At 69.8% G+C, this 14,978-nt stretch carries 10 protein-coding genes; 8 read left to right on the forward strand and 2 right to left on the reverse strand.

Annotated elements, in window-relative coordinates; all coding sequences use genetic code 11:
- Positions 1–100: 100 nt before the first annotated feature.
- Positions 101–1,834, forward strand: coding sequence for a ClcB-like voltage-gated chloride channel protein (locus tag ACTJKF_RS02970; protein WP_440622055.1), 1,734 nt, complete (start codon positions 101–103; stop codon positions 1,832–1,834).
- A gap of 97 nt (positions 1,835–1,931) precedes the next feature.
- On the opposite strand, the gene ACTJKF_RS02975 is transcribed toward ACTJKF_RS02970, so the two are convergent.
- Positions 1,932–2,552, reverse strand: coding sequence for a TetR/AcrR family transcriptional regulator (locus tag ACTJKF_RS02975; protein WP_440622056.1), 621 nt, complete (start codon positions 2,550–2,552; stop codon positions 1,932–1,934).
- 191 nt (positions 2,553–2,743) lie between these two features.
- On the opposite strand from ACTJKF_RS02975, the gene ACTJKF_RS02980 reads away from it, so the two are divergent.
- The 4 genes from ACTJKF_RS02980 (at position 2,744) to ACTJKF_RS02995 (ending at position 9,744) form a co-directional block, all read left to right on the forward strand.
- The gene (locus tag ACTJKF_RS02980; protein ID WP_440622057.1) at positions 2,744–3,853 is read left to right on the forward strand and encodes an efflux RND transporter periplasmic adaptor subunit; all 1,110 of its coding nucleotides are present in this window, start codon (positions 2,744–2,746) and stop codon (positions 3,851–3,853) included.
- Positions 3,850–7,008 (forward strand): efflux RND transporter permease subunit, encoded by a 3,159-nt coding sequence (locus tag ACTJKF_RS02985; RefSeq protein WP_440622058.1) that lies wholly within the window; start codon positions 3,850–3,852, stop codon positions 7,006–7,008. Before ACTJKF_RS02980 ends, ACTJKF_RS02985 begins: the two co-directional genes overlap by 4 nt.
- 2 nt (positions 7,009–7,010) lie before the next feature.
- Positions 7,011–8,591, forward strand: a complete 1,581-nt coding sequence (locus tag ACTJKF_RS02990; protein WP_440622059.1) for an efflux transporter outer membrane subunit — start codon at positions 7,011–7,013, stop codon at positions 8,589–8,591.
- 124 nt (positions 8,592–8,715) lie between these two features.
- Complete coding sequence (locus ACTJKF_RS02995) at positions 8,716–9,744, forward strand: MerR family transcriptional regulator (protein WP_440622060.1); 1,029 nt, start codon at positions 8,716–8,718, stop codon at positions 9,742–9,744.
- 114 nt (positions 9,745–9,858) lie between these two features.
- On the opposite strand, the gene ACTJKF_RS03000 is transcribed toward ACTJKF_RS02995, so the two are convergent.
- Entirely contained in the window at positions 9,859–11,241 is a 1,383-nt protein-coding gene (locus ACTJKF_RS03000) for a sigma-54 interaction domain-containing protein (protein ID WP_440622061.1), read from the reverse strand.
- A gap of 292 nt (positions 11,242–11,533) precedes the next feature.
- On the opposite strand from ACTJKF_RS03000, the gene ACTJKF_RS03005 reads away from it, so the two are divergent.
- Genes ACTJKF_RS03005 through ACTJKF_RS03015 form a run of 3 tightly spaced genes read left to right on the forward strand, consistent with a single transcriptional unit; the run spans position 11,534 to position 14,949 of the window.
- The gene (locus ACTJKF_RS03005; RefSeq protein WP_440622146.1) at positions 11,534–12,403 is read left to right on the forward strand and encodes an MBL fold metallo-hydrolase; all 870 of its coding nucleotides are present in this window, start codon (positions 11,534–11,536) and stop codon (positions 12,401–12,403) included.
- Positions 12,404–12,432: 29 nt separating this feature from the next.
- A complete protein-coding gene (locus tag ACTJKF_RS03010) occupies positions 12,433–14,124 on the forward strand; it encodes a TIGR01244 family sulfur transferase (protein WP_440622062.1) in 1,692 nt (563 codons plus the stop codon).
- Between the two features lie 18 nt (positions 14,125–14,142).
- Positions 14,143–14,949: a sulfite exporter TauE/SafE family protein gene (locus ACTJKF_RS03015; RefSeq protein WP_440622063.1), complete on the forward strand. Its 807-nt coding sequence runs from the start codon at positions 14,143–14,145 to the stop codon at positions 14,947–14,949.
- Positions 14,950–14,978: the final 29 nt, after the last annotated feature.

A 14,978-nucleotide genomic window follows, 5' to 3' on the forward strand; every position in this document is an offset into this window, starting at 1 on the left:
CGCGACACGCGCCGCGCCCGACGGGGAGGTCCCGCGGGCGCGGCGCAGTGCTATGCTTCGCGTCGTTTTCCTTCGCTCTCTTCATTACCCTCTTTCAGCCGTGCTCTCGTTCCTGCTGAAGCTGCGCACTCGCGCCCAGACGCTGTTCCGCCTGTCGGACGCCCATACGATGCTGATCTGGTCGGCCATCGTCGGCGTCGGCGGCGCTTTCGCCACCATGATGTTCCGCGAAGGCATCGACCTGATGCAGCGCATGATCTCCGGACACAGCGGCAGCTTCGTGCAGATGGCGAGAAGCCTGCCGTGGTACGTGCGATTCTGGATGCCGGCCGCGGGCGGCTTCCTCGCCGGCTGCGTGCTGTTGCTGGCCACCCGCGGCGACCGGAAATCCGGCAAGACCGACTACATGGAAGCCGTCGCGCTCGGCGACGGCGTCGTGCCGGTGCGGCAAAGCCTGTGGCGCAGCGTGTCGTCGCTGCTGACGATCGGCAGCGGCGGCTCGATCGGCCGCGAAGGCCCGATGGTGCAGCTCGCGGCGCTCGCATCGTCGCTGGTCGGCCGCTTCGTGCACTTCGACCCGCCGCGCCTGCGCCTGCTGGTCGCGTGCGGCGCCGCGGCCGGTATCACGTCCGCATACAACGCGCCGATCGCCGGCGCGTTCTTCGTGTCCGAAATCGTGCTCGGCACGATCGCGATGGAGAGCTTCGGGCCGATGGTCGTCGCGTCCGTCGTCGCGAACATCGTGATGCGGGAATTCGCCGGCTACCGGCCGCCGTACGAGATGCCGGTGTTCCCGGCCGTGACGGGCCCCGAGGTGCTGCTGTTCGTCGTGCTCGGCGCGCTGTGCGGCGTGCTCGCGCCGCAGTTCCTGCACCTGCTCGATGCGTCGAAGAACCAGTTCAAGCGGCTGCCCGTGCCGCTGCCGGTGCGGCTCGCGCTCGGCGGCCTCGTGGTCGGCGTGATCTCGGTGTGGATTCCGGACGTCTGGGGCAACGGCTACAGCGTCGTGAACCACATCCTGCATTCGCCGTGGACCTGGCAGGCGCTCGTCGCGGTGCTGGTGTTCAAGGTGATCGCGACCGCCGCGACGGCCGGCTCGGGCGCGGTCGGCGGCGTGTTCACGCCGACGCTGTTCGTGGGCGCCGTGTTCGGCTCGCTGTTCGGGCTCGCGATGAACGCGCTCTGGCCCGGCCACACGTCCGCGTACTTCGCGTATGCGATGGTCGGGATGGGTGCGTTCATGGCCGGCGCCACGCAGGCGCCGCTGATGGCGATCCTGATGATCTTCGAGATGACGCTCAGCTACCAGGTCGTGTTGCCGCTGCTGGTGTCGTGCGTGTTCGCGTATTTCGTCGCGCGCGCAACCGGCACGACGTCGATGTACGAGATCACGCTGCGCCACCATCAGGACGCGCAGGAACGGCTGCGGCTGCGCACCACGCAGATGCGCGAGCTGATCCAGCCCGCGCAGACGGTCGTGCCGCTTACGGCGAGCGTCGCCGACATGACCCGCGTGTTTCTCGAATATCCGGTGAAGTATCTGTACGTGGCCGACGACGCCGGGCGCTTCCGCGGCGCGGTCGCGTTGAAGGACATCACGTCCGATCTGCTCGACAAGCGCGACACGACCGACAAGACGGCCGCGCATTACGCCCATACGCCGTTTCCGCTGCTCACGCCCGACATGCCGCTCGCGACCGCGCTCGAACGCTTCATGGCGTTCCAGGGTGAACGGCTGCCGGTGATCGAAAGCGAAGCGGAGCCGACGCTCGCGGGCGTCGTCTACAAGACGTCGCTGCTCGACGCGTACCGGCGGATGACCGGCGAGCGCTGAGGGCGGCGGTCTGCGGCGGTGCGAGGCGGCCGCTGCGACGCCGCGGCCGCCTCGAGCGCAGCGCACGGCCGTGCCGGCCGCGTGATCGCCCGGGCGTTCAGTCCGGCGCGCGCCCCAGCACAACCCGTGCAAAGAACCCGGCGAGCACCGCTTCGGCCATCTCCCCCGACACGTGCTGCGGATCGGCCGTGTAATACGACTGCACGCCGTCGCACAGACACATCAGCCCGAACGCGAGCGTCTCGGCCGGCAGCAGCAACGGCGTGCCCGCGCGCTCCGCGAAGCGCTGGATGAATTCGGCCATCTGCAGCCGCTTGCCGTGCAGGAACTGGTTGAAGCGCACGCGAAACTTCGCGTCGCGCGCCGCCTGCAGCTTCGCCTCGCCCCACAGCAGCGAATACTCGTCGTCGCGAAACAGCGTCCGGTAGTACGCGAGCGCCATCGACTCCATCTGCTCGCGCGGGCCGCCTTCGTCGAAGATCGCCTCGAAATCGGCCCGCACCGAGTCATGGTCGCGTTCGAGCAGTTCGAGCAGCAGTTCCGACTTGCTGCTGAAATTCGAGTAGAACGCGCCGCGCGTATAGCCTGCCGCCGCCGCGATGTCCTCGACGCTCGCCGCGACATAGCCTTTCTTCAGAAAAATCCCGTGCGCGGCATTCAGCAGACGTTCGCGCGTCTGGTCCCTGCTCTGCTCGCGAGTTAAGCGCTGTGGTTTCATGGCGCGCAGTCTAGCATCAACCCCCTTTCAGATTCATCTTTGCATTCAGATACAGGTGTGTATTAGAATCCGCCACAGTTTCCGAACGTCTTCGTTCGGCTCTGTTCGTGCGCGCCGGGCCGGCGCCACTCGGGGCAAGCGCCCGCCGCGCTTGCCGGCTTCGTTCTGCTCTCTCCTGATCTGGGGGTTTCGTGAATCGCTCCGGTTCCCGCGCCGTGCTGCTGATCGGCACCGCGTTCGTCCTCGCCGCCTGTCACCCGAAGGAGGCCGCGCCGCCCGCGCCGCGCCCGGTCGTCGCGCTGCCCGCGCACGCCGACGGCGTCGCGGCCGCCGCCACGCTGCCCGGCGAGATCCAGCCGCGTTATGCCACTCCGCTGTCGTTTCGCATCGCCGGCAAGATCGTCGAGCGCAAGGTGCGCCTCGGCGATACCGTCAAGGCCGGCCAGGTCGTCGCGCTGCTCGATCCGTCCGACGTCGAGAAGAACGCCGCGAGCGCGCAGGCGCAGCTCGATGCCGCATCGCACAGCCTCGCGTTCGCGAAGCAGCAGCTCGACCGCGATCGCGCACAGGCGCGCGAGAACCTGATCGCGACCGCGCAACTCGAACAGACCGAGAACGGCTACACGTCCGCGCTCGCGCAGCGCGACCAGGCGCAGCAGCAACTAGCGCTCGCGAAGAACCAGCTCCGCTATGCGACGCTCGTCGCCGATCACGCGGGCACCATCACCGCCGAACAGGCCGACACCGGCCAGAACGTGTCGGCCGGCCAGGCCGTCTACCAGCTCGCGTGGTCCGGCGACGTCGACGTCGTCAGCGACGTGCCCGAAGCCGCGCTCGCATCGCTCGCGCCCGGTCACGCGGCGAGCGTCACGCTGCCGTCGCTGCCGGGCCGCCAGTTCGCGGCAAAGGTGCGCGAAATCGCGCCGGCCGCCGATCCGCAAAGCCGCACCTATCGCGTGAAGCTCACGCTCGCCGCGCCCGACGCGGCCGTGCGGCTCGGCATGACCGCGAACGTCGCGTTCGACGGCGCGCCGGTTGCCGGCAACGCGCCGAGCATCACGCTGCCCGCCACCGCGCTGTTCCATGACGGCGCGCATCCGGCCGTGTGGGTCGTGCGCGCCAAGGACGACACGCTCGAACTGCGCCGCGTCGACGTCGCGCGCTTCAACGAACGCACCATCACCGTGTCGAGCGGGCTGCAGCCGGGCGAGCGCGTCGTGCTGCAAGGCGTGCATACGGTCAGCGCGGGCGAAAAGGTGCGGCCGATCGCACCGCTGCATCCCGAGGACGTCGCGTCATGAGCAGCATTCGCGAAGAAGGCCGCTTCAACCTGTCGGCATGGGCGCTGCGCCATCAGGCGCTGGTCGTCTACCTGATCGCGCTCGCGACGCTCGCGGGCATCCTCGCTTACACGCGGCTCGCGCAATCCGAAGACCCGCCGTTCACGTTCCGCGTGATGGTGATCCGCACGTTCTGGCCCGGCGCGAGCGCGCGGCAGGTGCAGGAACAGGTGACCGACCGGATCGGCCGCAAGCTGCAGGAAACACCGGCCATCGACTTCCTGCGCAGCTATTCGCGCCCCGGCGAATCGCTGATCTTCTTCACGATGAAGGACTCGGCGCCCGTGAAGGACGTGCCCGAGACCTGGTACCAGATCCGCAAGAAGGTCGGCGACATCGGCTATACGCTGCCGCCCGGCGTGCAGGGCCCGTTCTTCAACGACGAGTTCGGCGACGTCTACACCAACATCTGGACGCTCGAAGGCGACGGCTTCACGCCCGCGCAGCTCCACGACTACGCGGACCAGCTGCGCACCGTGCTGCTGCGGGTGCCGGGCGTCGGCAAGGTCGACTACTTCGGCGACCCCGACCAGCGGATCTTCATCGAGGCCGACAACACGCAGCTCACGCGCCTCGGCATCTCGCCGCAGCAGCTCGGGCAGGCGATCAACGCGCAGAACGACATCTCGTCGGCCGGCGTGCTGACGACCGCCGACGATCGCGTGTTCGTGCGGCCGAGCGGCCAGTTCGACAACGTCGCCGCGATCGCCGACACGCTGATCCGCATCAACGGCCGCACGTTCCGGCTCGGCGATCTCGCCACCGTGAAGCGCGGCTACGACGATCCGCCGTCCACGCAGATGCGCGCGAACGGTCATGCGGTGCTCGGCATCGGCGTGACGATGCAGCCGGGCGGCGACGTGATCCGGCTCGGCAACGCGCTCGATGCCGAATCGAAGCACCTGCAGGCGCAATTGCCGGCCGGCCTCAAGCTGACGCTGGTGTCGAGCATGCCGCACGCGGTGGCGCACTCGGTCGACGACTTCCTCGAAGCCGTGGCCGAAGCGGTGGCGATCGTGCTGGTCGTGAGCCTCGTGTCGCTCGGCCTGCGCACCGGGATGGTCGTCGTGATCTCGATTCCGGTCGTGCTCGCCGTCACCGCCCTCTTCATGTACCTGTTCGACATCGGGCTGCACAAGGTGTCGCTCGGCACGCTCGTGCTCGCGCTCGGGCTGCTCGTCGACGACGCGATCATCGCGGTCGAGATGATGGCCGTGAAGCTCGAACAGGGCTACAGCCGCGCGCGCGCCGCCGCGTTCGCGTACACGAGCACCGCGTTCCCGATGCTCACGGGCACGCTCGTCACGGTATCGGGCTTCCTGCCGATCGCGCTCGCGAAATCGAGCACCGGCGAGTACACGCGTTCGATCTTCGAGGTGTCGGCGATCGCGCTGATCGCGTCGTGGTTCGCGGCCGTCGTGCTGATTCCGCTGCTCGGCTATCACCTGCTGCCCGAGCGCAAGAAGCATGCGCATGAGGCGCACCTGCCGGACGATCACGAGCACGACATCTACGACACGCGCTTCTACACGCGGCTGCGCGGCTGGATCGACTGGTGCATCGAGCGGCGCTTCGTCGTGCTGCTGATCACGGGCGCCCTGTTCGTCGTCGCGCTGATGGGCTTCACGCTCGTGCCGCAGCAGTTCTTCCCGAGCTCCGATCGCCCCGAGCTGCTGGTCGACCTGCGGCTGCCGGAAGGCGCGTCGTTCGCGGCGACGCTGCGCGAGACCGAACGCCTCGAAAAGGTGCTCGACAAGCGGCCCGAGATCGATCATTCGGTCAACTTCGTCGGCAGCGGCGCGCCGCGCTTCTACCTGCCGCTCGACCAGCAGCTGCAGTTGCCGAACTTCGCGCAGTTCGTCGTCACCGCGACATCGGTCAAGGCGCGCGAGAAACTCGCGGCCTGGCTCGAAACCACGCTGCGCGACCAGTTTCCGGCCGTGCGCTGGCGCCTGTCGCGGCTCGAGAACGGGCCGCCCGTCGGCTATCCGGTGCAGTTCCGCGTGAGCGGCGACGACATCGCGACGGTACGCTCGATCGCCGAGCAAGTCGCGGCGACGATGCGCGGCGACGCGCGCACGGTGAACGTGCAGTTCGACTGGGACGAGCCGGCCGAGCGCTCGGTGCGCTTCGAGCTCGACCAGAAGAAGGCGCGCGAGCTGAACGTCACGTCGCAGGACGTGTCGAGCTTCCTCGCGATGACGCTGTCCGGCACGACCGTCACGCAGTACCGCGAACGCGACAAGCTGATCGCGGTCGACCTGCGCGCGCCGCGCCCCGACCGCGTCGATCCGGCGAAGCTCGCGGGCCTCGCGATGCCGACGCCGAACGGCCCGGTGCCGCTCGGCTCGCTCGGCCGCTTCACGCCGACGCTCGAATACGGCGTGGTGTGGGAGCGCGACCGCCAGCCGACCATCACCGTGCAGTCCGACGTGCGCGCCGGCGCACAGGGCATCGACGTCACGCACGCGATCGACGGCAAGCTGAATGCGTTGCGCGCGCAACTGCCGGTCGGCTATCAGATCAACATCGGCGGGTCGGTCGAGGAAAGCGCGAAGGCGCAGCGCTCGATCAATGCGCAGATGCCGCTGATGGCAATCGCCGTGTTCACGTTGCTGATGATCCAGCTGCAGAGCTTCTCGCGCGTGCTGATGGTCGTGCTCACCGCACCGCTCGGCCTGATTGGCGTGGTCGGCACGCTGCTGCTGTTCGGCCAGCCGTTCGGCTTCGTCGCGATGCTCGGCGTGATCGCGATGTTCGGGATCATCATGCGCAACTCGGTGATTCTCGTCGACCAGATCGAGCAGGACATCGCCGCCGGCCACGGACGCTTCGACGCGATCGTCGGCGCGACCGTGCGGCGCTTCCGGCCGATTACGCTGACGGCCGCCGCCGCCGTGCTCGCGCTGATCCCGCTGTTGCGCTCGAACTTCTTCGGGCCGATGGCGACCGCGCTGATGGGCGGGATCACGAGCGCGACCGTGCTGACGCTGTTCTACCTGCCCGCGCTGTACGCCGCGTGGTTCCGCGTGAAGCGCGACGAACGCGACCCGCGCGAACCACACGACGGCCCGCCGCACGATGGCGGCACGCCTGCCGCGCCGTCGGGAGCCTGACCATGAAACTGTCGATGAACCTGAAAACGAAGGCCGCGCGGGCGATCGCGGCCGCGAGCCTCGCGGGCCCGCTCGCCGGCTGCGCATGGTTCGCGCCGAGCGGCGAACCGCCCGCGATGCCGTCGCCCGCGCATTACGGCACCGTGCCGCAAGTGCAGCAGACCGTCGCCGCGCAAGGCGTCGCGCAGCAATTCGAGGTCGGCGCGCAACCCGTGCCCGACTGGTGGACGCAGTACCGCTCCGATGCGCTGAACGCGCTCGTCGACGAGGGGCTGCGCAACAGCCCGACGCTCGGTGCGGCGTCGCATTCGCTCGATGCCGCGCGCGAGCAGCTGCGCGGCCAGATCGGCAGCTCGATGCTGCCGTCGATCGACGCGGGCGGCCAGGCCACGCGCCAGCGCGCGCTCGGCGTGCCGATTCCCGCGCTCGGCGCACCGACCCTGCTGTACGACACGTTCGTCGGGCAACTGCAGGCGAGCTACACGATCGACCTGTTCGGCGTGTCGCGCTTCGCGAACCGCGCGCTGGCGAAACGCGTCGACGTCAGCGCGTTCCAGCTCGAATCGGCGCGCCGTGCGCTCGCCGCGAACATCGTCACCGCGTCGATCACGGTGTCGGTGCTCAACGCGCAGATCGCCACCACCGAACGGCTCGTCGCGCTCGCGAACGACCAGGCGCACGACGCGCAACGCCGCTACGCGCTCGGCTCGGCGTCGCACAGCGACGCGCTGAACGCGCAGCAAAGCGCGGACACCTTCGCCGCGAGCCTGCCCGCGTTGCGCCAGCAGCGCGACTCGGCACGCCATGCGCTCGCGGTGCTGGTCGGCCGCACGCCCGACCGGCCGCCCGCCGATCTCACGCTCGCCGACCTGCATCTGCCCACGCAGGTGCCGGTGGTCGTGCCGTCGGACCTGCTGCAAAGCCGCCCCGACATCCAGGCCGCCGACGCGGGGCTGAAGGCCGCCGCCGCCGAAGTCGGCGTCGCGACCGCGCAATTGTTCCCGCAACTGTCATTGTCGGCGGCGATGGGCAAAGGCGGTTTCAGCTGGCCGACGATGCTGTCGGGCGCCGGCGCGATCTGGAACGTCGGCGCGTCGCTGAGCCAGCCGCTGTTCCACGGCGGCGCGCTGCTCGCGCAGCGGCGGGCGGCGAAGGCGACCTACGAGGCCGCGGTCGACCAGTACAAGCAGACCGTGCTGGGCGCGTTCCAGAACGTCGCCGATTCGCTTGCGGCGCTCGAGCACGATGCGGAAGCCCTCGATGCGTCGTCCCGTGCTGCATTGTCCGCGCGCGGCGCCTACGACGACGCGGCCGCCCGCGTGCGGCTCGGCGCGCTGCCGCCGTCGGCCGCGCGCGCCAGCGAGCTGCAGTACCGCAACGCGCGGCTCGACGAGATCCGCGCGACCGGCGCGCGCTTCGCGGATACCGCGCGGCTCTATCAGGCGATGGGCACGCCGCCGGTGGACGCGACCGGCACCGCGGCGAAGGCCGGGAAAGCCGGCACGGCCGGCGATGCAATTCAAGACGCCCCCGGCGCACAGGCCCGCGCGGCCACGCCCGACGCGCCGCCGTCACCGCAATAGCGCGGCGTGTCCTTCAGGCCAACGGCGCGCGGAACCACCCCGCGCGCCGATTGGCGATCTTCCGCTTGACCCTCACGTAGCGTAACGTTCGAGACTCCAGTGTGCGCACCGAACGGAGGACATCATGCGGCTGAAAGTGGGAGAACTGGCGAAACGCAGCGGGCTGACCGTCCGCACGCTTCATCACTATCACGCGATCGGCCTCCTGACGCCTTCGGCGCGTGCCGACAACGGCTACCGGCTATACGACCGCGACGACATCGCCCGGCTCCACCAGATCCAGGCCCTGCGTCGCTTCGGACTGTCGCTCGCCGAAATCGGCGACTACCTGAACCGGCCCGGCACCCCGCTCGTCGATATCGTCGCGAAGCAGATCGCGCTGCTCGACCGTCAGCTCGCGCACACCGCGCAGCTGCGCGAGCGGCTCGTGAACCTGCATGCGCAGCTCGCCGCGGGCACCGAGCCGGAACTGGCCGATTGGCTCACCACACTGGAGTTGATGACCGTGTACGACAAATACTTTTCCGAGGAAGAACTCGCGCGCCTGCCGATGTACCAGAAGAGCCAGGCCGGCGACGCCGAATGGATCGCACTCGTCGACGAAGTTCGCGCGCTGCACGATGCGGGCGTACCCGCCGAGGACGAACGCACCCGCGCGCTCGCCGGCCGCTGGATGACGCTGCTCGTGCGCGACACGAACAACGACCCGCGGCTGCTGGCGAAGCTCAACCTGATGCACGAACACGAACCGGCGATGCAGTCGAAGATCGGCATTTCGACCGCGCTGCGCGACTATGTGCTGCGCGCGTCGTCGGAAACCAAGATGCGAATCTTCGAGCAGTATCTCGCGCCGGACGAGATCCGCTTCATGCGGGCCCACTACGGCGAACGCGCGATGGAATGGCCGCGGTTGATGGCGGACGTGCGCGATGCGATCGACGCCGGCGCGCGGCCCGATTCGCCGGAAGCCCGCGCGCTCGCACAACGCTGGCTCGAGCTGTTCTGCAGCTATGCAGGCCGCGATCCGGCCACGCACGCGAAATTCCGCCAGGCGATGATGACCGAGCCGGCGCTGACGAAGGACGCGTGGGTCGACGACGCGCTGCTCGGCTTCATGCGCGACGCGATGGCGCAGCTTGCGCCGGCGCGTTGATCGCATCACACCGGGGCGGCGCGTGACCGTGGCGCGCACCGCCCGAACGCGCCGTTCGTTCGGCGATCCCGGCGGCCATCACCTCGACCGGACCAAGCCCGCCGCCCCGTGCGCTCACCGCTCGCGCATCCCGAGCCCGAGCGCCTTCATCCGCCGGTACAGCGTGCGCTCGCTCATCCCGACGTGTTCGGCCAGCGCCTTGCGCGTGCCGTCGAACGCGCTCGCGATCCGCACGAGCTCCGCGTCCGACACGCCGCGCGCATCGGCCACCGGGGTCGGCGGCGCCGCCGCTGCCGCGACCAGCTCGGCCGGCAGGTGCTCGACACGGATCGTCCCGTCGTCCGCGAACAGGCACGCGCGTTCGAGCACGTTGCGCAGTTCGCGAATATTGCCCGGCCATGCGTACGCATCGAGACACGCGCGGGCGCGCTCGGTCAGCACGAACGGGCGCGAACCCGAGTCGCCCGCGCCGGCACGCGCATTCGCGATCCGCCGCAGAATCGATTCGGCCAGCAGCGCGACGTCGCCGCGCCGCTCGCGCAGCGCGGGCAGCGGAATCGGAAACGCGTTGATCCGGTAGTACAGGTCCTGGCGAAACCGGCCGTCGTCGATCATCTCGCGCAACGGCTTGTGCGTCGCCGCGACCAGCCGGAAATCCGCGCGCAGCGCCTCGACGCCGCCGACGCGCCGGAACGTCCCCGACTCGATCAACCGCAGCAGCTTCACCTGCATCGGCAACGGCACGTCGCCGATTTCGTCGAGAAACAGCGTGCCGCCCTGCGCGGTCTCGACGAGGCCCGGCTTGCGCTGGTTCGCGCCGGTAAACGCGCCCTTCTCATAGCCGAACAGTTCGCTCTCGAACAGCGTCTCGGCGATGCCCGAGCAATCGACGACGACGAACGGCCCCATCGCGCGTGCGCTCGCCTCGTGCAGCGCCCGCGCGAACAGCTCCTTGCCGGTACCCGATTCGCCGAGCAGCAGCACCGGCAGCATCGACGGCGCGACGCGCTGCAGCGCGCCGAGTGCCGCGTTGAACGCGTCGGCGCCGCCGACGAGCCCTTCCGCGCTCGGCTGCGCGGACGCGCTGCGCACCGTCGTCAACCGCTCGACGTATGCGATCACGTCGCCGCGCGCATCGAAGATCGGCCGCAACTCCACGTCGACGTGCTCGGGGCCGCGCGGCGTATGGTGAATGTGCAGCACGCGGTTCAGGCTGCGCGATTCGAGCGCCTGCTTCATCGGGCAATGCTCGCCGGCCTGGTCGCACGGCACGTCGTAGTGATGCGAGACCTGGAAGCAGTGCCGGCCCACGTGCGCGACGCCCGCCACGCCGAACTGGCGCCGGTACGCCTCGTTCGCCGCGAGGATGCGGTAGTCGGGATCGACGACGATCATCGGCTGCGGATCCTGTTCCAGGTACGCGACCAGCGCGCGCACGTCGGGCATGACGTTGCGCGGCGGCGCGGGAACGATCGGGATGGTGTCGCGCGGATTCATGCAGAGGCTCGATGAAAAATGATGACTGAATGACGCATGGCCACGGATGCCCCGACGGGCTGCCAGGTCGACTGCCAATTCTGCCACGACACTGCCAGACATGGCAGTCCCGCTCGACACCCGCCCGCCGGCAGCTCGAGCGCAGCCCGTCGACCGCACCGAAAACCCGAGCCGAATCAAGTACCTGCCAGATCGCCGGGCAGCGCGGACGGAATTGGCACGCTTCTTGAACATGGCATTCCCGATTGCAGATACCGAACCCGATCGAGGACATCCCGTGAGCCATGCCCCCATGCTGTCGGTCGAAGGCTTTTTCGACCCGGCGACCCACACCGTCAGCTATCTGGTGCTCGACACCGCGAGCCGCGCGTGCGCGCTGATCGACAGCGTGCTCGACTACGATCCGAAGTCCGGCCGCACGCACACCGCCAGCGCCGACCGGCTGATCGCACGCGTCGCCGAACTCGACGCGACCGTGCACTGGCTGCTGGAAACGCACGTGCACGCCGACCATCTGTCGGCCGCGCCGTACCTGAAGGCGCACGTCGGCGGCCGGATCGCGATCGGCTCGCACGTGCGCCGTGTGCAGCACGTCTTCGGCACGCTGTTCAACGCCGGCCCCGGTTTCGCGCAGGACGGCAGCCAGTTCGATCGCCTGCTCGACGACGGCGACACGCTCGCGCTCGGTGCGCTGACGATCCGCGCGTTGCACACGCCGGGCCATACGCCCGCGTGCCTGACCTACTGCGTCGACGACGCGACGCAGCGCGTGGCGTTCGTCGGCGACACGCTGTTCATGCCCGACTACGGCACCGCCCGCTGCGACTTCCCCGGCGGCGACGCGCGCACGCTGTATCGCTCGATCGCACGCGTGCTGGAGTTGCCGCCCGACACGCGCCTGTATCTGTGCCATGACTACCAGCCCGGCGGCCGCGACGTGCGGTTCGTGACGACGGTTGCCGAGCAGCGCCGCGCGAACGTGCACGTGAAGGACGGCGTGACCGAGGACGCCTTCGTCGACATGCGCACCGCGCGCGACGCGACGCTGGACATGCCGGTGCTGATGCTGCCGTCCGTGCAGGTCAACATGCGCGCCGGCCACCTGCCCGAGCCCGAAAACAATGGCGTGCGCTACCTGAAGATCCCGCTCGACGCGATCTGAGCCGCCGCCCCGACCGGAGAACCCCCGACATGACCATCCGCCCGCTGACCGACACGCTGTCGGTCTCGCCCCAGATCGCCGCGACCGACCTGCCCGCGCTGCACGCGGCCGGCATCCGCGCGATCGTCTGCAACCGCCCGGACGGCGAAGGCGCCGACCAGCCGAGCGTCGCCGAGATGCGCGCCGCCGCCGCGCCGCTCGGCATCGCCGTCCATTACCTGCCGGTCGATACCGGCAAGGTCACCGACGATCAGGCCGCGCAGTTCGGTGCGCTCGTCGCAGCGCTCGCCGGCCCGGTGCTCGCGTACTGCCGCAGCGGCACGCGTTCGGCGACGCTGTGGGCGCTGTCGCAGGCCGGCCGGCGGCCCGCCGCCGACATCGTCGCGATCGCCGCCACGGCCGGCTACGACCTCGGCGCGCTCGCCCCCCGTCTTGCGCAAGGCCTCCCGCCAGATCGCGCGCAAGGCGGCCGCCAGCCCGTGCCGGCCGTGGCAGCGCGGCACGACATCGTGATCGTCGGCGCGGGCGCGGCCGGTGTCGCAGTCGCGTCGAGCCTCCTCGCACGCGACGCGTCGCTCGATATCGCGGTGATCGACCCGGCCGATACGCACTACTACCAGCCGGGCTGGACGATGGTCGGCGCGGGCGTATTCCGGCCGGACACGACCGCACGCCGGATGGCCGACCTGCTGCCGCGCGGCGTGAAATGGATCCAGGCGGCCGTCGCCGGCTTCGAGCCCGACACGCACACCGTCGTGCTCGATGGCGACCGGCGGATCGGCTACCGCAAGCTCGTCGTGTGCCCGGGGCTCAAGCTCGACTGGCACGCGATCGACGGTCTCGCGGAAACGCTCGGCCGCAACGGCGTCACGTCGAACTATCGCTACGATCTCGCGCCGTACACGTGGGAGCTGGTGCAGGCGTTTCGCGGCGGCAATGCGCTGTTCACGCAGCCGCCGATGCCGATCAAGTGCGCGGGCGCGCCGCAGAAGGCGATGTACCTGTCGTGCGATCACTGGCGCCGCACGGGGCGCCTGGGCGCCGCGAACGTCGAGTTCCTGAATGCCGGCGGCGCGCTGTTCGGTGTCGCCGACTATGTGCCCGCGCTGATGGAGTACGTGAAAAGCTACGACATCGCGCTGTCGTTCGGCCACAACCTCGTCGCGATCGACGGGCCGGCGCGGCGCGCGACGTTCAGGCGCACGCTGCCCGACGGCGGCACGGAAACCGTCGAGCGCGGGTTCGACATGATCCACGTCGTGCCGCCGCAGAAGGCGCCCGATTTCGTGCGCGCGAGCCCGCTCGCCGACACGGCCGGCTGGCTCGACGTCGATCCGGCGACGCTGCGGCACAAGCGGTTCGCGGACATCTTCGCGCTCGGCGACGTCACCAACACGACCAACGCGAAAACCGCCGCGGCGGCTCGCAAGCAGGCGCCGGTCGTCGCGCACAACGTGCTCGCGTCGCTGGGCCGCGCGCACGGCGACGCCGCGTACGACGGCTACGGGTCATGCCCGCTCACCGTCGAGCGCGGCAAGATCGTGCTCGCCGAATTCCTGTACGGCGGCAAGGTCGCGCCGACTTTCCCCGCCTGGCTGATCGACGGCAAGCGTCCGTCGCGGCTCGCGTGGCTGCTCAAGGAGCGCGTGCTGCCGCCGCTCTACTGGAAGGCGATGCTCAAGGGCCATGAATGGCTCGCGAAGCCCGCGATCGCTCGTTGACCGGAACCCGATGACACCATGCTGATTTCCCTCGTACTCGGCGGCTTCGTCGGCGCCGTGCTCGGCCTCACCGGCGCGGGCGGCGGCATTCTCGCGGTGCCCGCGCTCGTCGTCGGAATGGGCTGGCCGATGCAGCAGGCCACGCCCGTCGCACTCGTCGCGGTGGCGGGCAGCGCCGCGCTCGGCGCGCTCGAAGGGTTTCGCCGCGGGCTCGTGCGCTATCGCGCGGCGCTGCTGATGGCCGTGGCCGGCGTGCCGCTCACGACGCTCGGCGTGAAGCTCGCGCACGTGCTGCCGCAACGCGTGCTGCTGGCGCTGTTCGCGCTGACGATGCTGGTCGTCGCGGCCCGCCTGTTGCGGCAGGCGCTGCGCAACGCGCGCGGCGACACGGACGAATCGCCGCTGTGCGTCGGTCGCGTGAATCCCGATACGGGCCGGCTCGTGTGGTCCTGGCCGGTCGGGCTCGCGCTCGCGTCGACCGGTGCGGTGACGGGGCTGATGACGGGCCTGCTCGGCGTCGGCGGCGGCTTCGTGATCGTGCCGATGTTGCGCAAGTTCACCAACGTGTCGATGCACGGCGTGGTCGCGACCTCGCTGATGGTGATCGCGCTGGTCGGCACCGGCGGCGTGTTCGCGACGCTCGTGTCGGGCACGCGCGCGCCGCTCGACATGATGCTGTGGTTCACGGTCGCGACCGCGATCGGGATGACAGCCGGCCGCGGCGCGTCCCGGCATCTGTCCGCACGGCACGTGCAGGCCGGCTTCGCGGCCGTGCTCGTCTGCGTCGCGCTCGGGCTGCTGGCGAAGGCGGCATTCGGCGCATAAGCCACGCGGCGCGGCGCAGCTCGCACCAC

Origin of the sequence: Burkholderia sp. 22313, assembly GCF_052045245.1 — a bacterium.
Classification (GTDB): Bacteria; Pseudomonadota; Gammaproteobacteria; order Burkholderiales; family Burkholderiaceae; genus Burkholderia.